Source organism: Stenotrophomonas sp. TWI1149 (assembly GCF_039673155.1).
Taxonomy (GTDB): Bacteria; Pseudomonadota; Gammaproteobacteria; order Xanthomonadales; family Xanthomonadaceae; genus Stenotrophomonas; species Stenotrophomonas maltophilia_AA.
Map to the genome: position 1 here is coordinate 15,293 of NZ_JBDJLB010000014.1, position 24,697 is coordinate 39,989.

Below are 24,697 nucleotides of genomic sequence, written 5' to 3' on the forward strand. Positions count from 1 at the left end.
CAGTCCTCACTTGACGCCGTGCATCAGCTTGTTGATCAACGGCGCGACCAGGAACAGCACCACGCCGGAGATGATCAACGCCCAGAAGCCGAAGGTGTAGCCCTTCAGCGCCGATTCCACGGTCATGCCGCCTTCGCCGCTGACCACGCCGGCAAAGATGCCGGACATGTTGTTGCCGATGCCGGTGGACAGGAACCAGCCGCCCATGCCGAAGCCGACCAGGCGCACCGGGGCCAGCTTGGTCACCATCGACAGGCCGATCGGCGACAGGCACAGCTCACCGACGGACTGGATGACGTAGACCATGAACAGCGTCCAGAACGGAATCTTGCCGTCCACGACCATGCTCGACAGCGCCACCATCAGCAGCGCGAACGCCGCACCGTTGAACAGCAGGCCCAGGCCGAACTTGCGCGGGATCGACGGGTTGGCGCGGCCCAGCTTGATCCAGATCCAGGCAATGATCGGCGCCAGGGTGATGATCGCGACCGAGTTGACCGACTGGAACCAGGCGGTCGGGAATTCCCAGCCGCCCAGGTTGCGGTTGACGATGTTGTCGGCCAGGAAGGTGAACGAGCTGCCGGCCTGTTCGAAGAACATCCAGAACATCACGTTGAAGGTGAAGATGATCAGCATCGCGATCACGCGGTCGCGCTGGACCTTGCCTTCGCGGATGCCTTCGACCAGCAGCAGGATCGCCAGCGCGATGAACATCGCGCCCAGGATCCAGGCCAGCGCGGTGGCGCCGGTGGAGAGCAGGAAGAACGCGATCGGGATCGCCACGATCGCACCGATGAACACCATCACGATGCGGCCATAGCCCTCGGCACCGGCCGGCGGGGCGCCGATGCCCTTCAGGCCGGCGCGGCCGACGTAGAACCAGGCCAGGCTGATCAGCATGCCGATGCCCGAGGCGATGAAGACCATCTTGTAGGACGGCATCGCCTGGGTGCCGAACACGCGCTCGGCCAGGTACTGGGTCAGCACCGGGGCGATCATCGCGCCGATGTTGATGCCCATGTAGAAGATGGTGAAGCCCGAGTCGCGGCGCTCATCCTTCAGGCCGTACAGCTTGCCGACCATGGTCGAGATGTTCGGCTTGAACAGGCCGTTGCCGATGATGATCGTGGCCAGGCCCAGCTCGAAGATTTCCTTGTTGGGCATGGCTACCATGAACAGGCCGGCGGCCATGATCACCGCGCCGGTCAGGATCGAGCGTTGGTAGCCCAGTACCCGATCGGCCACGTAGCCACCGAAGATGGCGGCGGCGTAGACCAGCGCCAGATAGGCACCGTAGGTCCGGCTGGCCGCGGCCTGGCCGGCCGAATCACCGTCGAAGAACTGCGCGACGATGTACAGCACCAGGGCCCAACGGATGCCGTAGAACGCAAAGCGTTCCCAGAATTCGGTCATGAACAGCATCCACAACGGGCGCGGATGGCCCAGCGTGGTCTTGAACTCCGGCAGCGCCGGATCGGGAACGGATTTCGCGGCGGCGTCTACGCTCATGCGGGATTCCTGGGTTCGGTGGAAGACATGCACGTCCGATGTGCGAAAGCAGCGCGGGAGAATCCCAGACCAACCACGTTCACGTCAAATACACGCTGATGTGTACCGCTGGCGGCACGGTCGCTGAACTTGCATCTGCAACTGCCGGCCTGGGACCGGCAGCGCAGCAACGACGGGGCCTGCCGCACCGTACGGCGGATGGGGCCGCTAAATATGAATAGGCTTATTGCGGTCGATGCCGGATCAGGCGTCCGGCGGCATCGGATCGTCGTTGCGGATCGTGGTGCGCACCTGGAACAGCTCCGGGAAGAAGGTCAGCTCCAGCGCCTGGCGCAGGAAGCCGACCCCGCTGGAGCCGCCGGTACCGCGCTTGAAGCCGATGATCCGCATCACCGTGCGCATGTGGCGGAAGCGCCAGAGCTGGAAGGCGGTCTCCAGATCGACTAGGTCCTCGCACAGCGAATACTCGCGCCAGAAACGGTCGGTGTTCTGGTAGATCCGCTCGAACACCGGGTGCAGCGCTTCGTCGGCCACGTGCGGCTGCTGCCAGTCGCGGCCCTGGTAGCCGGCCGGGACCGGATGGCCGAAGCGGGCCAGGTAGCGCAGGAACTCCTCGTACAGGCTGGGGGCATCGAGCACCTCCTGCAGCTGGGCCTGGCCGGCCGGGTCATGCGAGAACACCTGCAGCATCTGCGCGTTCTTGTTGCCCAGCAGGAATTCGATGTAGCGGTACTGCAGCGACTGGAAGCCCGAGGACGGACCCAGCACGTCGCGGAAGCCCATGTACTCGGAGGGCGTCAACGTCTCCAGTACCGACCACTGTTCGGTCAGCTGGCGCAGCACCTGCTTGCTGCGCGCCAGCACCTTGCGGCACTGCCACACCTCGTCGCGCTGCAGGAACCCGATCGCCGCGCGCAGTTCGTGCGCCAGCAGCTTCAGCCACAGCTCCGAGGTCTGGTGCTGGATGATGAACAGCATCTCGTCGTGGTGCGCCGGGTTGGACAGCGGCTGCTGGGCCGACAGCAGCTGGTCCAGACGCAGGTAACCGCCGTAGGTCAGCCGCCCCTCCAGATCGGTATGGATACCAGCTTCGAGATCGCGTTGGTTCTTGTCGACGGACATGGCAGGGACCGCTTGAGGGGCAGAAAGGGTAGCGCAGTGGCCGGGTGGCCGGGTGGCCGCGCATCCGCCCGTCAGCGGCTCAGCGGCTCAGCGGCTCAGCGCTCCGCCAGATCGGCCGAGCCCACGATCCTGACGCCGGGCGTCGGCACCAGCACCGCCTCGACCAGCGCGGCGGCAATGGTCTCGGCCGGGTTGATCCGCCACGCGCGCGGCAGCACCGGACCCAGCACGCCCAGCACCACACTGGCCAGATGCTCGCCGGTACGCCGCTCGGCACGCTCGCCTCCGATCAGCCCGGGGCGGACCAGGGTCAGCGACGGATAGCCCAGGTCCCGCAGGTCCTGTTCCAGCCGGCCCTTGACCTGGTTGTAGAAGATCCGCGAGCCCGGGTCGGCGCCCATCGCCGAGTTCAACGCAAAGGCATGCGCGCCGTGGGCACGCGCCCGCCGCGCCACGGCCAGCGGGAAATCATGGTCGACCCGGGCGAACGCTTCCTTGCTGCCGGCCTGCTTGATCGTGGTACCGAGCGCGCAGATCACGGCATCCACCGCCCACCAGTCGGCCTCGGCCGGCAGCTGCGCGAAGTCCACCACGGGATTGAGCAGCGCCGCGTCGGTGACGCCCACCGGCCGCCGGGTCGGGGCCACCACCGCATCGCAGCGGGGGTCGTCCAGCAGTTGCCGCAGCACATGACCGCCGACCAGTCCGGTCGCTCCCACCAGCATCACCTTCATCGCACGCTCCTGCCATTGCCGTGCTTACCATCCTGCCATGCAGGGCCGGTTCAAGCCCGACCCGACTGCGCCGATACTGTTCCCACCTCTCCACCGCTCCGGCCCTTGGCCGTGCCCTGCAAGGATCTGCCGCATGACGGACCCGCACGATGCTCCCCCCAGCCCCGGTACCGCCGTCGGGCGGCTGCTGTCGCGGCGGCAGAGCCCGGGCACGGTGCTGGACACCGCCAGCGAGCCGGCGCCCGGGCCCAAGGGCGGCAGCAGCGCGATGCTGCAGCGCCTGTTCGCCGGCATCGATGCGCCCGAGCCGCTGCTGGCCGCCTTTGCCAACGGCATGTCCACCCTCCCCGGCGAGCTGGGCGACATGGGCCTGCGCCTGCAGTCGGCGCAGCGCAGCGCCGACTGGGTCAGCTACGGCCGCGCGATGCGCCAGCTGATCGACAAGTACATCCGCACCATCGAACAGGAAACGCCGGACGGCCAGCCGGACAGCCTGCGCCTGCGCGAGCTGCTGCGGCACACCGTCGGGGTGACCGTGGCCAGCCTGCTGCAGAACATGCCCGAGCTGCGCGAGGAGCCGGTGCAGCTGGCCGGTGAACTGCGCCACTGGCATCCGGGCCAGCCGCTGCAGCCGATCGAACTGCGGCTGCGCGAGCTGTCGCACCAGATCGGCGTGCGCAGCGATGGCTGGCAGGAACAGCAGGAGCTGCTGCTGAGCCTGTTCGATCTGCTGCTGGACAACATCAGCGAGCTGCTCGATGACAGCAGCTGGCTGCACGGCCAGGTGCACGCGGTGCGCTCGCTGATCGGTGGCCCGCTCGATCGCGACTCGGTGGAACAGGCACGCGCCAACCTGCGCGAAGTGATCTACAAGCAGGGCCTGCTCAAGCAGGGCATTGTCGAATCCAAGGCGGCGATGAAGAACGTCATGGGCGGCTTCATCGAGCGCCTGGACGGCATGGCGGTCAGCACCGGCGAGTACCACGACCGGATCAGCAGTTACGCACTGGCCCTGAAGGAGGCGCGCAGCATCGCCGATCTCAACCAGCTGCTGCAGGACGTCCTGCAGGATACCGGCCGGGTCCAGGACCAGGCCCTGCAGGCGCGCGACCACCTCGGCAACGCGCGCCGCGAAGTGGAGCAGGCCGAACAGCGCATCGCCGAGCTGGAGCACGAGCTGCGCGAGGTGTCCGGGTTGATCCGCAGTGACCCGCTGACCGGTGCGCTCAACCGGCGCGGGCTCGACGAACTGCTCGAGCGCGAACGGGCGCGCGCCGCCCGCCACGGCCATCCGCTGGCGCTGGCCCTGCTCGACCTGGACGATTTCCACCAGACCAACACGCTGCACGGCCATGCCGGCGGCGATGCGGTGCTGCGCCACCTGGTCGAAGTCTGCCAGTTGCACCTGCGCAGCAGCGATGCGATCGCGCGCCTGGGCGGAGATGAGTTCGTCCTGCTGCTGCCGGAAACGCCGGCAGCGGACAGCATGTCCACCCTGCTGCGCCTGCAGCGCTCGCTGGCGCAGCGGCCGCTGCCGCTGGACGGACAGCGGGTGCCGGTGCATTTCAGCGCCGGGCTGGCGCAATGGCTGCCGGGCGAAGCGGCGGACGCGCTGCTGCGGCGCGCCGATGCGGCGCTGTATGCGGCCAAGCGGGTCGGCAAGAACCGCGTGCAGGCGGCCGAACCCCCGGCAGGCTGATCCCGTGGCTGTGATATTCCGCGCACCGGCGCGAATCACCCGGGTATGGACATGACACTGCCCGCACGCGACACCGACCTGCGCCCGCGCTTTGCCGCGCTGCTGGAGCAGCACCGCGGCATCGTGCTGAACGTGGCACGCGGCTACTGCCATCATCCCGAGGATCGGCTCGATCTGGTCCAGGAGATCAGCATGCAGGGGTGGGCGGCGTTCGAAGGGTTCGACCCGGCGCGCGCGCGCTTTTCGACCTGGCTGTACCGGGTGGCACTCAACGTGGCGATCTCGCAATGGCGGCGGCAGCAGCACAGGCAGCAGCGCCACGCGCCCCTGGATGACGATCTGCCCGCGGCCGACGAAGCGCTTCCGCCCGAACAGCGCCACGCCCTGCGTCAGCTGGAGGTCGCCATCCATGCGCTGCCGCCGCTGGACCGTGCGCTGATGCTGCTGCACCTGGACGACCACGACCACCGCCAGATCGCCGAGGTGCTGGGCATCAGCGTCGCCAACGTCTCCACCCGCCTGCACCGCCTGCGCCAGCAACTGCGCACGCGCCTGAATCCCACGGACCGAGGAGCCCGCCATGCAACCGGATGAACTCAAGCAGCTGTGGAACAGCGTCGGGAACCCCACTGACGCGCAGGAGGCCTTCGCGCTGGCGGCGTGGCGCAGCCATCGGCAACGCAGCGTCCAGCGCCAGCTCGGCCTCTTCAGCCTGTGGCAGGGACTGCAGCTGGTGTTCTGGCTGGGGTTGGCGGTGTACTGCGGCAGCCAGTGGTGGCAGCAACCGCCGCTGGCAGTGATGCTCAGCGCGCTGGCGCTGCATGCCTATTGCATCGCGGTGATCATCGCCAGCATCACCCGCCTGCAGCGCCGCCGGCAGCTGCAGCCGACGCAGACAGTGCTGGAGCAATCGCACCAGCTGGCCGCGCTGCGCCGGCACACGGCGGTGACCGAACTGCTGCTCGGCCTGCCGTGGTGCTGGCTGTGGCTGGCGGCGCCGGTGCTGGTGGCCTGGCAGGCGTGGGGGGTGGACCTGGGCGCCTTCGCCGCCCCGTGGCTGCTGGTCTCGCTGGGTGCCGGGACGCTGGCCATGCTGGCCGCGCTGGTCCTGGCCCGGCGTTGGGTCCAGCGCGCGCCGGGGTCGCCGTGGCTGCAACGCGCGATCGACGCGCTGTCCGGCCGCCGGCTGGCCCGTGCCCGCGCCGAGCTGGACGCCCTGCGCGGGTGGGAAACGGCCTGACCCGGCCGCGCCTCAGTGCGCGGGCTTGGCCCCGCGCAGCTTCTGGAACGCGGTGACTGCCCCCAGCACCACCGCACCGATCACCACGCCGACGATCACGTTGCCCAGCGCGTTGATCAGCCAGCCCCAGCTGCCGTCGCCGCCCATCGCCAGGATCGCGTGGTGCAGCGGCGCGATGCTGTGCACCAGGATGCCGCCGCCGACCAGGAACATCGCCGCGGTACCAGCCACCGAGAGGAACTTCATCAGCCACGGTGCGGCCACCAGCAGGCCCCGGCCGATCGCGGCCAGCGCCGCGCCCTTGTTCGACAGGTACAGGCCCAGATCGTCGAGTTTGACGATGCCGGCGACCAGGCCGTAGACGAACACCGTCATCGCCAGTGCGATCACCACCAAGGCGGTGACCTGGTTGAGGAACGGTGCGCTCGAGACCACGCCCAGCGACAGCACGATGATCTCGGCCGAGAGGATGAAGTCGGTGCGGATCGCGCCCTTCACCTTGTCCTTCTCCCACGCGACCATGTCCACCTTCTCATCGGCCAGCGCCTTGACCCGCTCGGCCCTGCGCTGCTCATCCTCATCGCGCGAGTGCAGGAAGCGGTGCGCCAGCTTCTCCACGCCCTCGTAGCAGAGGAACGCGCCACCGATCATCATCAGCGGGGTGATCGCCCACGGCAGCCACGCGCTGATCGCCAGCGCGGCCGGCACCAGGATCGCCTTGTTGACCAGCGAGCCCTTCGCCACCGCCCACACCACCGGCAGCTCCCGGTTGGCGCTGACCCCGGTCACCTGCTGTGCGTTCAGCGCCAGATCGTCGCCGAGCACGCCGGCGGTTTTCTTGGCCGCGACCTTGGTCAGCACCGCCACGTCGTCCAGCAGGGACGCAATATCATCGAGCAACGCGAACAGACTGGCACCGGCCATGGTGGATCCAAAGAGGAAGCAGGAGCGCCGATTCTGACCGATCCGCCCCCTGTCGCGGTAGCAGGCACGGATTCACCGGCCCACCACTGCCGCCCCGCCACACTGCCGGTGATCGTCGCCCCGGAGTCCCGTTTGAATACCACGCCCGTCGTCCCCGGTTCGCCGTCGCTGGTCAAGGGCATGAACCGCCGCAGCCAGATCCTGCGCCTGCTGTTGCGCCACCGTAATTCCGGGGTGTTTTCCGGCATGAACCTGGACTCGCGCGCGGTCCACGACGTGCCGCCGGAGGGCAACCCGGAGCAGTTCGTCACCGATCTGGAATCGCTGGGGCCGACCTTCGTCAAACTGGGCCAGATGCTCTCCACCCGCCCCGACATGGTGCCGGTGGAGTTCGCCACGGCGCTGGAGCGGATGCAGGAGAACGTCGCGCCGATCCCGGTCGAGCGGGTCGCGGCCATCATCGAACAGGAGCTGGGGGCCTCGGTATCCAAGCTGTTCGCCAGTTTCGATCCGGTGCCGCTGGGCTGCGCCTCGATCGCCCAGGTGCACCGCGCCGAGCTGCATGATGGACGCCAGGTGGCCGTCAAAGTGCAGAAGCCGGAGGTCGCCGCGCAGCTGCGCTCGGACCTGGAGGTGCTGCGCAGCTTCGCGCTGGCCGCCGACCACCTCACCCAGGTCGGCCGTCGCGTACGCCTGCGCGACTGGCTCAATGAATTCGCCAAGACCCTGATGCAGGAGTTGGACTATCAGGCTGAAGCCGAGAACCTGCAGCGCTTCGGCCAGCACCTCAAGCCGTTCAAGCCGCTGTGGGTACCGCAGCCGATCTGGGATTACTGCAGCCATCGCGTGCTGACCATGGAACTGGCCCAGGGCGTGCGCGTGGACATGATCCCCGACGTGCGCCGCACCGAGCAGCCGATGGCGCCGCTCGCCGCCGCGCTGATCCGCGGGTATGTCGACCAGATCTTCGTGCATGGCGAGATCCACGCCGATCCGCATCCGGGCAACCTGCGTGTCACACCGGCGGGTCGCCTGGCGATCTTCGACCTGGGCATGGTCGCGCACATGCCGCCGCGACTGCGCGAACGCCTGCTGAAACTGTTGTTCGCTGCGGTGGATGGACGCGGCGAGGAAGTGGCCGATGAGATCATCGGCATCAGCACGCGACTCGAATTCTTCGATGAAGAACGTTACCTGCGCGAGACCGGGCAGATCATCGCGCGCTATGCCGCCAACAGCAGCTTCTCCGAAGGCCGCGTGGTGCTGGACCTGGTGCGCATCGCCACCGCCAGCGGCCTGCGGACGCCGCCGGAGCTGAGCCTGCTCGGCAAGGCGCTGCTGAATCTGGAGACCGTGTGCCGCCTGCTGTCGCCGGACCTGGACACCCGACGCATCGTGGAAAAACAGCTGCAGCACGTGATGCGGGCGCGACTGAAGAAATCCCTGTCCGCTGCCAATCTCGCCAGCGAGGCCATGGAGATGCAGCAGCTGCTGCGCGATGGACCGCGCAAGATGACCGACATCCTCGCGCTGCTTGCCGAGAACCGCCTGCAGATGAAAGTGACCGGGCTGGAAGAATCACGCCTGATGGAGAACCTGCAGAAGATCGCCAACCGCGTCTCTGCCGGCATCGTCACCGCGGCGCTGATTCTTGCCGCCGCGATGATGATGAAGGTCGATACCGGGTGGCATCTGTTCGGCTATCCCGCCATCGCATTCACTCTGATGCTGATCGGCGTCTTCCTTGGGCTGGGCATCATCCTCAGTGCGTTGATCTTCGATCGTCGTGCGCGCTCGAAGGAAGAACGCGGGCACCGTTGACGCGCTTGCCACGTGCGCCGCGCATTCAGACAGAGCATATAAACGCACAGGGAAACGCGCGATGCAGTGCAGCATCGCGCGCACTTCTTCACGCGTGTTTTACGTCGCATATCGCAGTGCGATGCGTGAGGATAAATGTCGTTTTCAACAAACATTTCAGTCAGGTTCGTGCAGGCATGATCGAGTCATCGGCTTGTCATGCATGTGTGGTTGGGACAGCCGGTCGGATGGGAACTGCGTCGTCATGGCGTCCATCACCACCTGTCTCCACTGCCAAAAGTGCTTATGCTCTGGATCCTGTTGCTGTCGCTGTTGCTGCTCACCTGGCTGTTCCTCGCATCTGACAAATGGGTGTGGTGGAAGGCAAGCCTGATGTCATTGCTGCTGCTGACACTCAGTGCATGGTGGTTGATCAACAAGTTGTCCGGTGACGGTCTCAACGCGGCCACGCTGTATCACCTCGGCGCGGACATGGAAGGCGCCGGCGTCGCAGACTTCAAGCACTACATCGCCGGCTTCATCGCACTGGCTCTGGTCTCGCTCACCCCTTTGCTGCTGACGCGCCTGCGTCGTCGGCACCGCCCCGCGCATGGCAACACGGTGTTTGCCGGCTTCATGGCCATGTGGTTCGTCGCCATCGTGGTGAGCCCGCTCTACAGCGATGGCCAGCGCCTGTACCAGCAGATGCGCCCGGTCGACTACAGCATGGTCAAGGCCGAGTACCGCGTACCGACGCAGCCGCTGACCAAGCCGCGCAACATCGTGTGGATCTACGGCGAAAGCCTGGAGCGCACCTATCTCAATGAAGAAACTTTCCCCGACCTGATGCCCAACATCAACCGGCTGGCCGCGCAGTCGCTGGACGTGCGCGGGCTGGTCTCGGCCGAAGGCGGTGGCTGGACCATCGCCGGCCTGGTCTCCTCGATGTGCGGCGTGCCGCTGACCACCGCCAAGGAAGATGAGAACAGCATGGGCCGCATGGGCAGCTTCCTGCCCGAAGCGGTCTGCCTGGGCGATTACCTCAAGCAGCAGGGCTACACCAATCATTACCTGGGCGGCGCCAACGGCCAGTTCGCCGGCAAGGGCCAGTTCCTGGCCACGCACGGCTTCGATACCGTCGATGACCTGGCCTGGTTCAAGAAGCAGAAGGTCACGCGCGCGCATTTCTCGCCGTGGGGCGTGCATGACGATGTGCTGCTGGACAAGGCCTACGACCGCTTCGTGCAGCTCTCGCGCAAGGGCGAGCCGTTCATGCTGACCACGCTGACGATGGACACGCATCACCCCGCCGGCCACCTGCCGGTGGCCTGCAAGGGCACCCGCTACCAGAGCGAGCACGGCAACATCGGCATGCTCAATGCGCTGAAGTGCACCGACGGGCTGATCGCCAAGCTGGTCGACCGCATCCAGGCCAGCCCGTATGGCGAGGACACGCTGATCGTGATCGCCTCCGATCACCTGGCCATGCCGAACGATCTCAGCCACATTCTGGCCAAGCAGGACCGCGAGAACCTGCTGCTGTTCCTGGGCAAGGACATCGCACCGCGCCAGCTGGCCGCGCCGGCCGGCTCGACGCTGGACTCGGGCGCCACCCTGCTGAGCCTGATCGACCCGGCCATCGATTCGATCGGCTTCGGCCGCTCGCTGCTGCACCCGGAACGTTCGGACAGTGCCAGTGCCGCGGTGTTCCGCGACAACGGCAAGGACTACCCGCGTTACCTGGCGTTCTCGCGCTCGCTGTGGCTGGGCGACAAGACCCGCCAGCTGCGCATCGATGACGACAACCAGGTGGTGATCGGCCTGCAGCATGTACAGCCGCCGGTGCTGCTGGAGTACGACAAGCATTGGGACCTGAAGTCGGTCTACCTGGAGAACACCTCCAAACAGTTCGATCTCGCCGATCCGTCCAATACGCTGGCCTACGTCGATCGCTGCACCGCCTTCGAGGATGGCTCGGCCGATGGCGACTGGTGCGCGATGCTGGTCAACCAGGACAAGGGCATCAAGCTGTTCCGCGATGACCAGCTGCGCGGTGGCGTGGCCGTGGATGGCCCGCTGGACCCGTTCAACGGCCCGCGCCCGAGCATCCGCCAGGCCCACATGATCACGCAGAAGGGCCGCCGCACCCGCGCCGGCCAGTACATGGTGCAGCTGGTGACCAAGCAGTCGCCGGACCGTGGCTTCTGGATCGAGGCGGTGTCGTCGCAGCGCAAGGTGGTGGTCGCCCAGCAGTGGGTGCAGCCGGACGCCGAAGGCCGCATCAACCTGAGCTTCGGCCTGGACCACGAGGTCGACGATCTGGAAGTGCGGGCGTGGTTGAACCATGCCGAGAAGCTCGCCGTGGATACCTTCGCGCTGGTGCCGTCGCGCCGCGGCAACCGCGGCTGATCCGGCACCTCCCCGGCCAACATCGGGGGGCTGTCGGCGGTCGATATCGGTAGTGCCGGCCGCTGGCCGGCTCCCGATTCTCTCTGCATCGTGCAGCTGCCGGCCAGCGGCCGGCACTACATGTATCAAGGTGCTGCCGGCCAGCGGCCGGCACTACCTCCATCGCGACGATAACGACCGACACCAGGATCGCGACGATACCGACCAACGGTCGGTACCTACCGGCCTGCTTACGCGTCGGGATCCGGCTTCGCTGCCGGGTCACGCACCAGATGGATGTCCGTCGGCGAGGACAGCGCGATCCCGGCAGCGGCGAACGTCTGCAGCATCGTGAAGTACAGCTCGCTGCGCGCTCCGTATACCGCCCGCGGGCCGGAGACGTAGGCGAAGCTGTTGATCGCGATCTGCCCGTTGGCGATCGAGTCGATGAACACCGACGGCGCCGGATCGCTGAGCACGCCCGGGTGCTCGGTGTACGCATCCAGCAGGATCTGGCGCAACGCGGCCACGTCGGTGTTCAGCGGCACCGAGAACTGGATCTGGATCCGGCCCTGCGCGTTGCCCATCGTCATGTTGCGGATGGTCTTGGTGATCAGCTCGGAGTTCGGCACGATCAACGTGGATTTGTCGCCGACCTGGATCTCGGTCGAGCGCACGCTGATCCGCTTGATGTCGCCTTCCTGATCGCCCAGCTTGACCCAGTCGCCGATCTTGACCGGCCGCTCGGCCAGCAGGATCAGGCCGGACACGAAGTTCTGGGTGATCGCCTGCAGGCCGAAACCGATACCCACCGACAGCGCGCTGACCACCAGCGCCAGCTTCTCGAAGCCGATCCCCAGCGCGGTCAGGCCCCACAGCACCGCGGCGATGATGCCGAGGTAGCGGGTCACCGTGCTGATCGAGTTGCGCGCGCCGGCGTCCAGTTCGGTCTTGGGCAGGTAGGTATCGCTGAGCCAGCGCTGGAACGCCTGCGTCACCGCCCACACCACCAGGAACACCAGCACGGCGTACATCACGGTGCTCGGTGTGACCGTCGCTTCGCCGACCTTGAATCCACCGGTGAGCGAATCCAGCCCGCCGAGGAACGCGTTGAGGTTGCCGAACGGTGCGGCCAGCGCCAGCAGGCCGAGCACGATCACGCCCACGCGCAGCACCGCCGAGAGCAGTACGCCGGCCTGCTCCACCCGCGACTCGCTGAGCCCGGTGGTCAACACGATGGTCTGCCCGGCACGGCTGCTGGGCGCGAGCACCCAGGTGGCCAGGTCGTCGGCGAACTTGAGCAGCAGCGAGACGGCCATCAGCACCACCGCGCCCCAGATCAGCTGCTGGGCGACGAACAGGGCGAAGTTGAGGTAGCCCAGCAGCGTGGCGATCACCGCCGCTGCCACGGCGATATGGCCGGCCAGGCGCGCCAGCACGATCCAGCCGCTGCGGCGCGGCGCGCCCCGCACCTTGCCATCGCCGCCGGCCCGGGGATCGGCCCGCGCTTCGGCTTCGGCGGCTTCGGCGGCCTGGCGGTTGTGCATGCGCGCCAGCGATACGAGGATCGCGATGATCAGCGCCATATAGGTCACCGCCATCAACCCGTCCGCGGCCACCGTGGTCACCGCGCTGGTGCGCGCCGCACGGTCGAGGGCGACCAGCATGATGCTCAGCCAGGTCAGGCCGGCCGCGCCCCAGGCGTATTTGCGCAGGCGCCAGGCCGCGCTGTCGTCGAGCGACAGCAGCCGCCACGAGGGCCGCTTGGGCACCAGCAGGCAGGCGCTGAGCGCGGCGATGAAGGCGGCCACGAAGGTAGCGACTTCGAACGTTTCGGCCACCGACTGCAGGCGCGGCGGGATCGCCCCGATCGCATCCAGCGACTCGACCAGGGCTACCGCGGCGAGGCCGGGCAGCAGCGTGCCGACCAGCAGCAGCCACACCGCCAGGCCGGAACGGCGCAGACGTCCATCGGGCGCCCGCTCGGAGGCGGCGAAGCGCCGCCCCAGCGCGCGCAGCCACAGCCGCAGCGGGAAGAACATCACCAGCGCCACCGCCAGCCCGATCAGCGGCGCGGTCCAGCCATGCTTGGCGATGGCTTTGCGCGCGGCGTCTTCACCCATGCGATACAGGATGGCCAGGCGCTGCACGTCGTCCGGCACGTCCTTGGCGAAGCTGCGCCACAGCGACGGCGACAACGGCGAGGCGACTTTGCGCGTGAGCTGTTCGCTGAACTGGGTGACCCGCATTTTCTCGATGCGCTCGCCGAGCTGCTTGGCATCCACCGAGAGCAGCTTGGCGCGGGCGATCTGCGCGTTGATGTCGGCCTTCTGCTGGTTCAGCGCCTTGCGCTGACGGCTGACTTCCGGCGGCTCGACGGTGCCTTCGGCCACCTCGCCGAGCTGGGACAGGCGCGCATCAACCTGCTTCAGCTGCGGGTCCAGCGCCGTCTGCAGGCCATCCGCATCGCGCTGGACGGACAGGGCGCGGTCGGACAGGGTCTTGAGCGTCTCGGTGGTGGCCGCATCCTCCAGATCATCATTGATGGACCGGAAGGTCTTCTCGGCCTCGGCCAGCTGCTTGGCCGGGTCCGGATCCGCATCACCGGCCTGGGCCAGCGCGATCGGCGCGGCCCCCAGCCAGGCGAACAACAGCAGCCACGACAACGACCGCACCACAAACGAAGAATGACGAAGCGACACGCCAGCACCAACGGTTCGCGCGGACCACCGCGCCTGCCCGCGACTATAAACCGGGCCCCGTTCAGAACAGGTATGTGGCCCTCAGTACTTCAGGCGGAGCTCTTCGACCTGCGGCTGCAGGCGGGCATACCAGTCCTGGAACTCCTCCTCGGTGATCTCCTCGGGCGCGTACACCGCGATCTCGTCCCAGGCGTGATCGGTCGGCAGCGGCTGCCGCGGGCCGGCCCGCAGCGTATAGCTCACGCCTTCATGGTCGATCACATCGTCGGCCGTTTCCCGCTGCTGGCGGGCAACGCCGGTTTCGCTCTTGAGCAGAATCACCTGGTACATCCGCATCTCCATCGCTGTTGAAAGTAGCGCCCACGGCGCTCCGGCCCAGCATAGCGCCGCCATCGGAAGCGGAACATGACGCGACCACAACGGACTGTCTCGACGCCGCACTCGCCCCGGCTTCACCCGGCCGTGGCAGCGGCCCCGGCATCGTGGGATCGCACTCCCACCAGCCGTCCCCCATGACCACACCTCCCGACCTGAAAACCGTTCCCGACCTCAAGCTGCCGCGCTACCTGGGCACCTGGTACGAGATCGCCCGCCTGCCGATGAAGCACGAGCCGGAAGGCTGTACGGATGTCTCCGCGCATTACAGCCTGAAGGACAACGGCCATGTGGCCGTGCTCAACCGCTGCCGCATGGGCAACGAGATCGAAGAAGCCGACGGCGAGGCCTGCCCGGTCGACAACGACCCGGCCCGGCTGGAGGTCAGCTTCCTGCCCAAGGGGCTGCGCTGGCTGCCCTTCACCAAGGGCGACTACTGGGTGATCCAGATCGCACCGGATTACAGCGTCTCGCTGGTCGGTAGCCCGGACCGCAAGTTCCTCTGGCTGCTTTCGCGCACCCCCACGCTCGACCGCACCACGCAGGAACACTATCTGGCCCAGGCGCGCCTGCAGGGCTTCGACCTGAGCGCCCTGATCCAGACCCCGCATACCGGCCACCCCACCGCCTGAGGCTTCAATGGACCTGAAGAGCGGGTACCCGTTCTGGGCCGTGCGCAACGGCCTGATGCATGCGTTTCCACCGCTGGAAAACGATCTGAACTGCGAGGTGCTGGTGGTGGGCGGCGGCATCAGCGGTGCACTGATCGCCGACGAGCTGTGCGCGCACGGCCACGATGTCGCCCTGATCGAACAGCGCGATATCGGCTGGGGCAGCACCGCGGCCAGCACCGCACTGCTGCAGTACGAGATCGACACCCATCTCATCGATCTCGCCCAGCGCTATGGCGAGGACGCCGCCGTGCAGGCCTACCAGGCCTGTGCCGAGGCGATCCCGGCCATCTGCGAGGTCGCCGCACCGTTCCGCGACGTGGATTGCCACCGCATGGCCAGCCTGTACTACGCCAGCAAGCGCGGGCACCAGGCGGTGCTGGCCGAGGAATGCGCGCTGCGGGCCAGGCATGGCTTCGATGTGCGTTGGCTGGACAGCGAGGCGGTCGCGGACGCGTACGGCATCCGCGCACCGGGCGCGATCCTCAGCGCACTCGCTGCACGCATCGACCCCTATCGACTTACCTATCGGCTGCTGATGCGGCTGCACAAGCGCGGCTGCGGCGTCTACGACCGCACCGTGCTGGATACGCTCACCCCGACCCCGCGCGGCGTCACCGCGACCACCCTGGGCGGCGCGCGCATCCGTGCCCGCCACGTGGTGCTGGCCACCGGCTATGCCGGGCAGCGCTGGTTGAAGCCCTCGGTGGCCCGCAACCGCAGCAGCTACGCCTTCATCACCGATCCGATCCACCCGGACCTGCTCGGCCCGCTGCGCGAGACCATGGCCTGGGAGTCGGCGCGGCCGTATCTGTACCTGCGCAGCACCGGCGACCACCGGCTGCTGATCGGTGGTGAAGACGACGCCATCGATCTCCCGGCCCGGCGCGACCGGCGGGTCGAGAGCAAGACCGGCAAGCTGCTCAGGAAGACCGCGAAGCTGTTCCCGCACCTGCCGCTGCAGCCGGCCTTCTCCTGGGGCGGCACCTTCGCCGAGACCCAGGATGGTCTGCCGTTCTTCGGTCCGCACCCGCAGTGGGGCCCGCGGGTGCTGTTCGCGATGGCCTATGGCGGCAACGGCATCACCTATTCGATGATCGGCGCCGGGCTGCTCCGCGCGCGCATCGAACGGCGCCGGCATCCGCTCGCCGAGCTGTTCGGATTCGACCGGTTGCGCTGAGTTCCCCTTGCAACCCACGCCATGACAGGCATCATTCAAACTACGGCTGCTAGCGTCAGCGCTGTCGGCCGTCCCGCCTGTCTGCTCCGGAGCCTCCCATGATCCGCCTGCTTCCCCTGCTGCTGTGCCTGTCCCTGCCCGGCGTGGCGCTGGCCCAGTCAGCCGCAGGCGCCACCGGCCCGCAGTCCTCGACCGGGCTGGACCTGAGCATTCCCGATGCGCCGCTGCAGTACCTGAGCGATCAGTCCCTGCGTGGCGATCCGCCGGGCACCTTCTACGGCGACCGGACCGGCCGGCGTTCCACCGACCGGGCGGCCAACGGGATCGCCCACGTGACCGATGACAAGCTGCGGGTCAACGGCAGCTTCACCACCGGCATCGGCTATTCCGAGAATTACGGCAACAGCCATTACAACGCGGCCGAGCTCAATCTGAGCAAGAACTACACCACGGACGAGGGCAACACCCGCAACGTCAACGTCAACATCCGGGTGAGCGAGGGCAAGGGCCCCGGCTTCTTCGGCCCTTACGGCTACGACGGGTTCGATGGCTACGGCGGCTACGGCCGCGGCCCGGGCTACTGGGATTACCCGGCGCGCTGGTAAGCGCTGCCGCCCTCAGGCACCTGCGCGGACGGCCGGGGAAACCCGGCCGTTCGTACATCCAGCGCGCGGTGGCGCGGCCGGATCAGTCCCACCAGCCATCGCGCTTGCTGGCCAGCACGCGGCCGTCGTGACCGCTCATGCGCACTTCCACGCGCTGGTTGCGGGCATTGCGCGCATCCAGGGTCCAGGTGGCGCCATCGCGCTCGAGCGAGTCGATCTGCTTCAACCCGGCCTTGCCGGCCAGCGCCAGGATCTGCCCGGCATCCAGCAGCGCGCGGCCGTCGCGCGGGTCGAAGATCTCGCCCTTGGTGTCATCGATGAGCACTTCATCGACGCTGCCGTCCTTGCGGGTCACATCCGCTTCCCACACGCCATCGTCGTGCTCCAGCTCGTGCACCTGGGCATAGCCGGCGGCGCTGAGCTTGGCCTGGACCTGGGCGGCCGAGAGGTTGGCCGCGAAGGCCGGGGTGGCGAACAGGGCGGCGGCCAGGGCGGTTGCGGCAATCATCGTCTTCATGGGAATCCTTGAGGGGGCGCCGGTCCATTCCGGCACCGCCAGTCTGGCCACCGCACCTAACCGGACCATGAGGGCGGCTGTTAGATACTGTTTAGACATCCCCGGTATACCGGTGGCCTGCCCCTGCCCTGCGTGCCCGCATGTCCGCCCTGTCCCTGATGCTGCCCCTGCTGTTGACCCTCGCCCCGCAGGACCCGATGCGGGTGCTCGACGGTGGCAGCCGCCAGCAGGACAGCGTGCGCCAGGCGGTGCGTCAGGGCCGGTTCGTGCCGCTGGAACAGGTGGTCGCCGATGCGCTGCGGCGCTACCCCGGCAAGCTGATCGAAGTGGAGCTGGATGACGCCAAGTATGAAATCGAGATCCTCGGCCCCGATGGCGTGGTGATGGAGCTGGATTACGATGCCGCCACCGGCCGCCTGCTGAAAATGGAAAAAGACTGATGCGCGTGCTGCTCGCCGAAGATGACACCCTGCTCGCCAGCCGCCTGCAGACGCTGCTGGAGGAAGCCGGATACGTGGTCATCCATAGCGCCGAGGGCCGGGATGCCGAGTACCAGGGCCAGATCGAGGACATCGCCGCGGCGGTGGTCGACCTCGGCCTGCCGGGCCTGGACGGACTGAGCGTGATCGAGCGCTGGCGCCAGGCCGGGCGCGACTTCCCGGTGCTGGTGCTGACCGCCCGCGCCCGCTGGCACGACAAGCTGGCCGGCTTCGATGCCGGTGCCGATGACTACCTGACCAAGCCGTTCCAGCCCGAAGAACTGCTGCTGCGCCTGCGCGCCCTGATCCGCCGCAGTGCCGGCCACGCGCATCCGCGGCTGCAGTGCGGTCCACTGGTGCTGGACGTCAACGCCGGCCGCTTCGAGCTGGACGGCGCGCCGCTGGCGCTCAGCGCGCAGGAGCACCGCATCCTCAGCTACTTCATGCACCACCCCGATACCGTGCTGAGCCGCGCGCGGCTGGGCGAGAACGTCTATGAAGATGGCTTCGATCCGGATTCCAACACGCTCGACGTGCTGATCGGGCGCATCCGCCGCAAGCTCGGCAGCGAGCTGATCCATACCCACCGCGGCCAGGGCTTCCGCCTGTCGGCGACGCCATGACCACCGGCTCGCTGCGCACGCGCCTGCTGGTCGCCGGTGGCCTGGGCCTGGTGCTGGTCTCGGCCCTGGCGACCTGGTGGCTGGGCGCGATGTTCGAGCGCTCCGCACGTACCGCGATGGACGAGCGCCTGGGCAACGATCTGATCGCGGTCCTGGCACTGGCCGAGAGCGATGCCGACGGCCGGCTGCAGTGGCGCCAGACCCTGGCCGACGAGCGCTACCGGCGTGTGTTCTCCGGCGACTACTGGCAGGTGCTGGACCCGCAGGGCCAGCCGCTCGGGCAGTCGCGCTCGCTGTGGGACGAATCGCTCGCCGCCCCGGTGGGGCTGCAGCCCGGCCCGGCGCAGCCGCTCGATCTCACCGGGCCGCTGCAGCAACCGCTGCGGGCGTTGGCCCAGCAGGTCACCCTGCCCCGCGCCGCCGCGCCGGTGATCGTGATGGTCGCCACCGACCGCAGCCAGCTGGACGCCCAGGTCGCCAGCTTCCGGCAGCGCACCGCGCTTGCCCTGGCCGTGCTGATCGCGCTGTGGTTCGGCGTGCTGGTCACCCAGGTGCATTACGGCCTGCGGCCGCTGGCCGAACTGGGTCGCATCGCCGCGCAGGTGCGCAATGGCGAGAACGTGCGCTTCCCGCAGCAGGGCCTGGTGAAGGAAGTCGCGCCACTGGCCGGCCAGCTCAACGCGCTGCTCGATCATCACCAGCGCATGATGGTGCGCGCCCGCCGCAGCGCCGAAGACCTCGCGCACGCGCTGAAAACCCCGCTGACCGTGCTCACCACTGAAGCCGAGGGCGACGGCAGCGACTGGCGGCAGACCCTGCGCAGCGAGACCGCGCGCATGCAGGCGAGCATTGATCGCTATCTGGCCGCAGGCCTGGGCGCGGACAGCCAGCAGCGCACGCCGGTCGCACCGGTGACGAGCGCGCTGTGCGGACTGATGCAGCGCGTACATGCGGCGCGTGGGCTGCGTTTCGAATGCGACGGCGACGCGGCGGGTGTTTTCGCAGGCGCGCGCGAGGATCTGGAAGAGATGCTGGGCAACCTGCTCGACAATGCGGGCAAGTGGGCCGCGCAGGCGGTGCGCGTGGACGTGGCACGGGAGGGTACGCAGCTGCGCATCACCGTGGCCGATGATGGTCCAGGACTCCCGCCAGAGCAGCTGGAGCGCGTGCTGGAACGCGGCGTGCGGCTGGATGAGCGTGCGGCAGGCAGCGGGCTGGGATTGTCGATCGTGGCGGACATCGCCGAGAGTTACGGCGGCACGCTGGTGCTGGCCAATGCCACGCCGGGATTGAGCGCGACGTTGACGTTGCCGGCGGGGTAAACGCGCCATCGCCTTCGCCGTCGGTAGTGCCGGCCGCTGGCCGGCTCCCGACGCTGCGTGGAGCCGGCCAGCTGCCGGCACTACCGGTCAGGTGCAGCGGATCTGATGCGGTGCGTCATCCACGCATGGCGTGCATTTACCTGCCGGCGTGCATCCACCAGCAGTCGATCGCATCCAGCACGATGTGGATGATCAGGCCGATGCCGAACAATCGCGTCTTCTTCGGGAGGCACAACCCCGCATACACCGCGATCGCCGGCGCCGTGTGCAATGGATGGAAACCGATGCTGCAGCGGTTCGGGGCGTAGATCGGGTCGGCCAGCAGGTGGTCCAGATCGATGATCCAGCCCAGCAGCATCAGCACCCAGGCGGACATGAAACGCTTGCGCCAGAACATCCACGCCAGCAACGCCGGCACGGCCGCATGCAGGAACAGATGAAAGATCGCGCGCGCGCTCATGCGGGTTCCGGGTGCCTTGGAGGAACCGCCGGGCAGTGCCCGGCGCTACGGACGGCCGGGTGAGGCCCGAAGGCCATCACCCGTCGCCACCGGCTCAGGCCAGCGGCTCGTCGGACAGGTAGGTGTAGCCGGTCAGGCCGGCTTCCAGGGCCTCGGACAGTTCCTGCGCCCGCGCCGGCGAGAGGTCCGCCGCCGCCACGCGCGCGGCGTAGCTCGCGCGCAGGTCGGCCAGGCTGTAGCCCACGTAGTCCAGCATCACATCGGTGGTGTCACCGCGGCGCTGCTGGGTGATCGCGTAGCCATCGGCGTCGGCCAGCACTTCCACTGCGTCGGTATCGCCGAACAGGTTGTGGATGTCGCCCAGGATTTCCTGGTACGCACCGACCATGAAGAACGCGATGCGGTAGCTCTCGCCGGACTTCAGCGCATGCAGCGGCAGCGACGTGTCCAGGCTCTCGTTCTCGACGTAGGTTTTCACCATGCCGTCCGAATCGCAGGTCATGTCGGCGATGATGCCGCGGCGCTGCGGCTGCTCGTTCAAGCGCTCGATCGGCACGATCGGGAACACCTGGTCGATCGCCCAGGCATCCGGGATCGATTCGAACACGCTGAAGTTGACGAAGTACTTGTCGACCAGGCGCTCGTTCAACTCGTCCAGCGCCGGGCGATGGCTCTTCTCGTCATAGCTCAGGCGAGCACGCACGGCATGGGCGATGGCGTAGAACAGGTCGTCGATGCGGGCGCGCTGCGGCAGGTCGATCTGGCCCAGCGCATAGCTGGACAGGCCTTCGGCATGGAAGTGCTGCGCTTCCTGGAACAGCTCCACCGCCGGGCGCTCATCGAGCTCGGCGTGGATCTCGCGCAGGTGGCGGATCGCCGCCGGCTCGTCGTCGTGCTGGTCCGGCACGCGGCCTTCCTGCGCCTCTTCCACTTCGGAGACGTTGGCGATCAGCACCGCGTGGTGCGCGGTCATCGCGCGGCCGCACTCGGTGACGATCCGCGGCGGGGTCAGGCCATGCTCTTCGCAGGCATTGGCCAGCGGCTGCACGATGTTGCTGGCGTAAGAGTTCAGGCCGTAGTTGATCGAGCAGAAGCTGCGCGAGCGGGTGCCTTCGTAATCCACGCCCAGGCCACCGCCGACGTCCACGTGGGTGATCTTCGCGCCCAGGCGCGAGAGCTCCACGAAGTAGCGGGTGGCTTCGCGCATGCCGTTGGCGATGTCGCGCACGTTGGAAATCTGCGAGCCCATGTGGAAATGCAGCAGGCTCAGGCAGTCCGCGTACTCGGTATCGCGCAGCGACTTCCACAGGTCCAGCAGCTGGCGCGGCGAGAGACCGAACTTGGCCTTGTCGCCACCGCTGTTCTGCCACTTACCCGCGCCCAGCGAGGCCAAGCGCATGCGCACGCCCAGGCCCGGCTTGACGTCCAGCGCCTTGGATTCCTCCAGCACCAGCTTCAGCTCGGACGGCTTCTCGATCACGATGAAGGTCTGCAGGCCCAGCTTGCGGCCGATCAGGGCCAGGCGGATGTACTCGCGGTCCTTGTAGCCGTTGCAGACGATCAGCCCGCCCGGGCGCGACAGCGCCAGCACGGCCATCAGCTCGGGCTTGCTGCCCGCTTCCAGGCCGAAGCCCTCGCCGTGGTGACTGGCGAGCGTGCCGGCCACGCCGCGGTGCTGGTTGACCTTGATCGGGTACACGGCGGTGTAGCCGCCCGGGTAGTCCCAGTCGGCCTGCGCCTGCGCGAAGGCGGCCTGCAGCTTGCCCAGGCGCTGGCCCAGGATGTCCGGGAAGCGCACCAGCAGCGGCAGCTTGGCGCCGGCCTCGCGGGCGGCGTCCACGATCTTCGGCAGCGATACCACCGGGCCGTCCTGGCCAGTCGGTCTCACCACCATGTGTCCTGCCTGATCCACGTCGAAGTAACCATCCGCCCAATGCGGAATCGAGTAGGTCTTGCGGGCTTGGTCGAGGGACCAATCGGTCATTTCAGTGGGCCTGGTTGGTAAAAAAGGGGGTGCATGATAACGCCTATGTGGCGACAGCTCCGTTATCATGCGCGCCCGCGCCCGTGCTCAGGCTTGAAACCTGAACGGGCCAACCCGTCCGGACGTGGCTTGCGCCACGCGGCACCGCCGCCAGCCCGGCTCCAACACCCTTCCGAACAGGACTGCTATTCCATGACTGACAACAACAACTGGTACATCGAACACTTCGAGCGCACCGGCTCGGCCATCGGCTACCGCCTGACCGGCAAGCTGGATGAAGTGCAGTCGCCGTTCCAGAAGATCGAGATCTTCGCGACCACCGATTGGGGCAACCTGATGACCATCGATGGCGCCATCATGTTGACCAGCAAGGACAACTTCTTCTACCACGAGATGATCAGCCACCCGGTGCTGTTCACCCACGCCGCGCCCAAGCGCGTGGTGATCATCGGCGGTGGCGACTGCGGCACCCTGCGCGAAGTGCTCAAGCACCAAGGCGTGGAGAGCGTGACCCAGTGCGACATCGACGAGCAGGTCACCGTGATGGCCCGCAAGCATTTCCCGGAACTGTGCGATTCCAACGACGACCCGCGCGCCGAGCTGATGTTCGACGACGGCGTGGCCTACATGGCCAACTGCCCGGCCGGCAGCGTGGACGTGGTGATCGTGGACTCGACCGATCCGGTCGGCCCGGGCGAAGGCCTGTTCAACAAGGCGTTCTATGAGAGCTGCTTCAAGGCCCTGAAGGACGACGGCATCCTGGTGCAGCAGTCCGAGTCGCCGCTGATGCAGCTGGACCTGATCAACGAAATGCGCGCCGAGATGGGCAAGGCCGGTTTCGGTTCGTTCAAGACCCTGCCGTTCCCGCAGCCGTGCTACCCGACCGGCTGGTGGAGCGTGACCCTGGCCCGCAAGGGCGAGAGCAGCTTCGATTTCCGCCAGGCCGATTCGGCCGCCAAGTCGTTCGAGACGCTGTACTACACCGCCGCGCTGCACACCGGCGTGCTGGTGACGCCGCCGTTCGTGGCTTCAGCCCTGAAGGGCTGATCGAAGGCGTGCCGACCAACGGTCGGCACCTACCGGTGCGTGCGGCTGCCAATTGACGGTCGGCACCTGCCGGTGCGTGCGGCTGCCAATCAACGGTCGGCACCTGCCGGTCGACGTCGGCTTCGGCGTTGACCGGAAAACCCGGCCATGGCGGTAGGCACCGACCGTTGGTCGGTGCGGACCACATCGATGCAGGCAACAAAAAACCCGCGCTGGCAACAGCGCGGGTTTTTCATGCCCGGTAGTGCCGGCCGCTGGCCGGCAACCTCACGCACCCCGGCTCAGATCGCCCAGATGCCGGCGATCACCGCCACCACCAGGCCCCACTTGATCACCTGGTAGGCCACCACGCTGCGCTCGCGCAGCGCCTTGGCCTTCAGGCGCACCTTGTAGACGCTGCCGAAGGCCTTGTTGACGCCACCGGTCGGGTCGCCCGGCAGGTTCGGCGAAGCACCACCGGCCAGCAGCGTGGAGGCCACGGCGCGGTTGAACAGGCCCGGCAGGCCGAAGCGCAGCGGGCGGGCGATATCGCAGAACAGGATCACGCGGTCATCCGGCGTCTCGTTGTGCGCGTGGTGGATGTAGGTCTCGTCGAACATCATCCACTCGCCGTCGCGCCAGCTCTTCCGGATGCCGTCCACTTCGATGTAGCAGGCGTCATCGTTCGGGGTGGCCAGGCCCAGGTGCAGGCGCAGCGAGCCGGCGAAGGGATCGCGGTGCGGGCGCAGTTCGCTGCCCGAGGGCAGCTGGGCGAACATCGCCGCGCGCACGTCCGGCAGCGATTCCAGCAGCGCGGTGGTCTTCGGGCACAGCGCCTTGGCCGACGGGTGTGACGGGCCATACCACTTCAGGTAGAAGCGCTTCCAGCCGCGGCGGAAGAACGAGTTGAAGCCGGCATCGTTGAAGGTGCTGGAGGCGGCGATCTTGTCGGCATCGCGCAGGGCCAGCGCTTCGTCGCGGATCATCTGCCAGTTCTGGCGCAGCGGCTCCAGCTGCGGGAATTCCTTGCCCGGATCCAGGAAGGGCGTGGTCGGTACCTTCGAGAACGCGTACATGATCACGTTGATCGGGGCCATGAAGCTGGAGTGGTCCAGCAGCTGGCGCGACCAGCGCGCGCGCACCTTGCCGCGGTAATGGATGTACAGCACGCAGGCGATGAACAGCCCTGCCAGCACGATCTTGATCATCAGTCTTCCTCCGGCATGGCCGGACCCGAAATGGTGGGGGCGATGCACGGCAGTGACCGGCATCGATAGGGCGGCAGGAGGCGGGGACGTGCCGGGGAGGGGCGGCCGCCGATGTCGCGAGCAACAGCA

At 67.5% G+C, this 24,697-nt stretch carries 21 protein-coding genes and 1 pseudogene; 12 read left to right on the forward strand and 10 right to left on the reverse strand.

The window, feature by feature from the left end; all coding sequences use genetic code 11:
- Nucleotides 1-6 precede the first annotated feature (6 nt).
- The 3 genes from ABE424_RS15680 to ABE424_RS15690 all read right to left on the reverse strand — a co-directional run bounded on the left by ABE424_RS15680 (nt 7) and on the right by ABE424_RS15690 (nt 3,365).
- A complete protein-coding gene (locus ABE424_RS15680; RefSeq protein ID WP_121040656.1) occupies nt 7-1,509 on the reverse strand; it encodes a peptide MFS transporter in 1,503 nt (500 codons plus the stop codon).
- 243 nt (nt 1,510-1,752) lie between these two features.
- On the reverse strand, nt 1,753-2,631 hold the full coding sequence (locus ABE424_RS15685) for a tryptophan 2,3-dioxygenase family protein (protein ID WP_346490615.1): 879 nt from the start codon (nt 2,629-2,631) through the stop codon (nt 1,753-1,755).
- A gap of 95 nt (nt 2,632-2,726) precedes the next feature.
- Nucleotides 2,727-3,365: an NAD-dependent dehydratase gene (locus ABE424_RS15690; RefSeq protein WP_346490614.1), complete on the reverse strand. Its 639-nt coding sequence runs from the start codon at nt 3,363-3,365 to the stop codon at nt 2,727-2,729.
- 133 nt (nt 3,366-3,498) lie between these two features.
- On the opposite strand from ABE424_RS15690, the gene ABE424_RS15695 reads away from it, so the two are divergent.
- The 3 genes from ABE424_RS15695 to ABE424_RS15705 are packed head-to-tail and all read left to right on the forward strand — an operon-like array spanning nt 3,499 to nt 6,304.
- A complete protein-coding gene (locus tag ABE424_RS15695; RefSeq protein WP_346490613.1) occupies nt 3,499-5,064 on the forward strand; it encodes a GGDEF domain-containing protein in 1,566 nt (521 codons plus the stop codon).
- Between the two features lie 57 nt (nt 5,065-5,121).
- Nucleotides 5,122-5,658 (forward strand): sigma-70 family RNA polymerase sigma factor, encoded by a 537-nt coding sequence (locus ABE424_RS15700; protein ID WP_346490755.1) that lies wholly within the window; start codon nt 5,122-5,124, stop codon nt 5,656-5,658.
- The gene (locus tag ABE424_RS15705) at nt 5,645-6,304 is read left to right on the forward strand and encodes a hypothetical protein (RefSeq protein WP_346490612.1); all 660 of its coding nucleotides are present in this window, start codon (nt 5,645-5,647) and stop codon (nt 6,302-6,304) included. Before ABE424_RS15700 ends, ABE424_RS15705 begins: the two co-directional genes overlap by 14 nt.
- A 12-nt stretch (nt 6,305-6,316) precedes the next feature.
- On the opposite strand, the gene ABE424_RS15710 is transcribed toward ABE424_RS15705, so the two are convergent.
- Nucleotides 6,317-7,228: a DUF808 domain-containing protein gene (locus ABE424_RS15710; RefSeq protein WP_176987939.1), complete on the reverse strand. Its 912-nt coding sequence runs from the start codon at nt 7,226-7,228 to the stop codon at nt 6,317-6,319.
- Between the two features lie 165 nt (nt 7,229-7,393).
- Between ABE424_RS15710 and ABE424_RS15715 the strand changes: the two are divergent.
- Together ABE424_RS15715 and ABE424_RS15720 are read left to right on the forward strand one after the other, a co-directional pair.
- Nucleotides 7,394-9,049 (forward strand): annotated as a pseudogene (locus tag ABE424_RS15715) (AarF/UbiB family protein); the annotation flags it as partial.
- A 285-nt stretch (nt 9,050-9,334) separates the two neighbouring features.
- On the forward strand, nt 9,335-11,437 hold the full coding sequence (locus tag ABE424_RS15720; protein WP_346490611.1) for a phosphoglycerol transferase I: 2,103 nt from the start codon (nt 9,335-9,337) through the stop codon (nt 11,435-11,437).
- Between the two features lie 230 nt (nt 11,438-11,667).
- Here ABE424_RS15720 and ABE424_RS15725 read toward each other — a convergent pair whose 3' ends face one another.
- The gene (locus ABE424_RS15725; protein WP_346488655.1) at nt 11,668-14,082 is read right to left on the reverse strand and encodes a DUF3772 domain-containing protein; all 2,415 of its coding nucleotides are present in this window, start codon (nt 14,080-14,082) and stop codon (nt 11,668-11,670) included.
- Nucleotides 14,083-14,199: 117 nt separating this feature from the next.
- On the reverse strand, nt 14,200-14,448 hold the full coding sequence (locus tag ABE424_RS15730) for a hypothetical protein (RefSeq protein ID WP_176987936.1): 249 nt from the start codon (nt 14,446-14,448) through the stop codon (nt 14,200-14,202).
- A gap of 182 nt (nt 14,449-14,630) precedes the next feature.
- Here ABE424_RS15730 and ABE424_RS15735 point away from each other — a divergent pair, with 182 nt between their 5' ends.
- From ABE424_RS15735 to ABE424_RS15745, 3 genes are all read left to right on the forward strand, one after another.
- Entirely contained in the window at nt 14,631-15,125 is a 495-nt protein-coding gene (locus ABE424_RS15735; protein WP_346490610.1) for a lipocalin family protein, read from the forward strand.
- Between the two features lie 7 nt (nt 15,126-15,132).
- Nucleotides 15,133-16,344 carry an FAD-dependent oxidoreductase gene (locus ABE424_RS15740; protein ID WP_346490609.1) on the forward strand — a complete coding sequence of 404 codons (1,212 nt, stop codon included), beginning with the start codon at nt 15,133-15,135 and terminating at the stop codon, nt 16,342-16,344.
- A gap of 98 nt (nt 16,345-16,442) precedes the next feature.
- On the forward strand, nt 16,443-16,949 hold the full coding sequence (locus tag ABE424_RS15745; protein ID WP_176987933.1) for a hypothetical protein: 507 nt from the start codon (nt 16,443-16,445) through the stop codon (nt 16,947-16,949).
- Between the two features lie 82 nt (nt 16,950-17,031).
- On the opposite strand, the gene ABE424_RS15750 is transcribed toward ABE424_RS15745, so the two are convergent.
- Nucleotides 17,032-17,466, reverse strand: a complete 435-nt coding sequence (locus tag ABE424_RS15750; RefSeq protein ID WP_346490608.1) for a PepSY domain-containing protein — start codon at nt 17,464-17,466, stop codon at nt 17,032-17,034.
- A gap of 197 nt (nt 17,467-17,663) precedes the next feature.
- Here ABE424_RS15750 and ABE424_RS15755 point away from each other — a divergent pair, with 197 nt between their 5' ends.
- The 3 genes from ABE424_RS15755 to ABE424_RS15765 are packed head-to-tail and all read left to right on the forward strand — an operon-like array spanning nt 17,664 to nt 19,890.
- Nucleotides 17,664-17,906 (forward strand): PepSY domain-containing protein, encoded by a 243-nt coding sequence (locus ABE424_RS15755; protein ID WP_342589208.1) that lies wholly within the window; start codon nt 17,664-17,666, stop codon nt 17,904-17,906.
- A complete protein-coding gene (locus ABE424_RS15760; protein ID WP_176987930.1) occupies nt 17,906-18,568 on the forward strand; it encodes a response regulator transcription factor in 663 nt (220 codons plus the stop codon). Before ABE424_RS15755 ends, ABE424_RS15760 begins: the two co-directional genes overlap by 1 nt.
- The gene (locus ABE424_RS15765) at nt 18,565-19,890 is read left to right on the forward strand and encodes a sensor histidine kinase (protein ID WP_346490607.1); all 1,326 of its coding nucleotides are present in this window, start codon (nt 18,565-18,567) and stop codon (nt 19,888-19,890) included. The genes ABE424_RS15760 and ABE424_RS15765 overlap by 4 nt, the downstream gene beginning before the upstream one ends.
- Nucleotides 19,891-20,026: 136 nt before the next feature.
- Here the strand turns inward: ABE424_RS15765 and ABE424_RS15770 are convergent, their stop codons facing one another.
- Both ABE424_RS15770 and speA read right to left on the reverse strand, forming a co-directional pair.
- A complete protein-coding gene (locus ABE424_RS15770; protein ID WP_346490606.1) occupies nt 20,027-20,350 on the reverse strand; it encodes a DUF6122 family protein in 324 nt (107 codons plus the stop codon).
- Nucleotides 20,351-20,444: 94 nt separating this feature from the next.
- Nucleotides 20,445-22,334 (reverse strand): arginine decarboxylase, encoded by a 1,890-nt coding sequence (gene speA / locus ABE424_RS15775; RefSeq protein ID WP_176987927.1) that lies wholly within the window; start codon nt 22,332-22,334, stop codon nt 20,445-20,447.
- Nucleotides 22,335-22,526: 192 nt separating this feature from the next.
- Between speA and speE the strand changes: the two genes are divergently transcribed.
- Entirely contained in the window at nt 22,527-23,381 is an 855-nt protein-coding gene (speE, locus tag ABE424_RS15780) for a polyamine aminopropyltransferase (RefSeq protein ID WP_346490605.1), read from the forward strand.
- A gap of 281 nt (nt 23,382-23,662) precedes the next feature.
- Here speE and ABE424_RS15785 read toward each other — a convergent pair whose 3' ends face one another.
- A complete protein-coding gene (locus tag ABE424_RS15785; RefSeq protein WP_176987925.1) occupies nt 23,663-24,568 on the reverse strand; it encodes an aspartyl/asparaginyl beta-hydroxylase domain-containing protein in 906 nt (301 codons plus the stop codon).
- Nucleotides 24,569-24,697 lie beyond the last annotated feature (129 nt).

Bases quoted from the DNA above. Each gene is read 5' to 3' on its own strand.
- ABE424_RS15680 (WP_121040656.1), bottom strand. From the start codon at position 1,509: ATGAGCGTAGACGCCGCCGCGAAATCCGTTCCCGATCCGGCGCTGCCG.
- ABE424_RS15685 (WP_346490615.1), bottom strand. From the start codon at position 2,631: ATGTCCGTCGACAAGAACCAACGCGATCTCGAAGCTGGTATCCATACC.
- ABE424_RS15690 (WP_346490614.1), bottom strand. From the start codon at position 3,365: ATGAAGGTGATGCTGGTGGGAGCGACCGGACTGGTCGGCGGTCATGTG.
- ABE424_RS15695 (WP_346490613.1), top strand. From the start codon at position 3,499: ATGACGGACCCGCACGATGCTCCCCCCAGCCCCGGTACCGCCGTCGGG.
- ABE424_RS15705 (WP_346490612.1), top strand. From the start codon at position 5,645: ATGCAACCGGATGAACTCAAGCAGCTGTGGAACAGCGTCGGGAACCCC.
- ABE424_RS15710 (WP_176987939.1), bottom strand. From the start codon at position 7,228: ATGGCCGGTGCCAGTCTGTTCGCGTTGCTCGATGATATTGCGTCCCTG.
- ABE424_RS15720 (WP_346490611.1), top strand. From the start codon at position 9,335: ATGCTCTGGATCCTGTTGCTGTCGCTGTTGCTGCTCACCTGGCTGTTC.
- ABE424_RS15730 (WP_176987936.1), bottom strand. From the start codon at position 14,448: ATGTACCAGGTGATTCTGCTCAAGAGCGAAACCGGCGTTGCCCGCCAG.
- ABE424_RS15735 (WP_346490610.1), top strand. From the start codon at position 14,631: ATGACCACACCTCCCGACCTGAAAACCGTTCCCGACCTCAAGCTGCCG.
- ABE424_RS15740 (WP_346490609.1), top strand. From the start codon at position 15,133: ATGGACCTGAAGAGCGGGTACCCGTTCTGGGCCGTGCGCAACGGCCTG.
- ABE424_RS15745 (WP_176987933.1), top strand. From the start codon at position 16,443: ATGATCCGCCTGCTTCCCCTGCTGCTGTGCCTGTCCCTGCCCGGCGTG.
- ABE424_RS15750 (WP_346490608.1), bottom strand. From the start codon at position 17,466: ATGAAGACGATGATTGCCGCAACCGCCCTGGCCGCCGCCCTGTTCGCC.
- ABE424_RS15755 (WP_342589208.1), top strand. From the start codon at position 17,664: ATGCGGGTGCTCGACGGTGGCAGCCGCCAGCAGGACAGCGTGCGCCAG.
- ABE424_RS15760 (WP_176987930.1), top strand. From the start codon at position 17,906: ATGCGCGTGCTGCTCGCCGAAGATGACACCCTGCTCGCCAGCCGCCTG.
- ABE424_RS15765 (WP_346490607.1), top strand. From the start codon at position 18,565: ATGACCACCGGCTCGCTGCGCACGCGCCTGCTGGTCGCCGGTGGCCTG.
- ABE424_RS15770 (WP_346490606.1), bottom strand. From the start codon at position 20,350: ATGAGCGCGCGCGCGATCTTTCATCTGTTCCTGCATGCGGCCGTGCCG.
- speA (WP_176987927.1), bottom strand. From the start codon at position 22,334: ATGACCGATTGGTCCCTCGACCAAGCCCGCAAGACCTACTCGATTCCG.
- speE (WP_346490605.1), top strand. From the start codon at position 22,527: ATGACTGACAACAACAACTGGTACATCGAACACTTCGAGCGCACCGGC.
- ABE424_RS15785 (WP_176987925.1), bottom strand. From the start codon at position 24,568: ATGATCAAGATCGTGCTGGCAGGGCTGTTCATCGCCTGCGTGCTGTAC.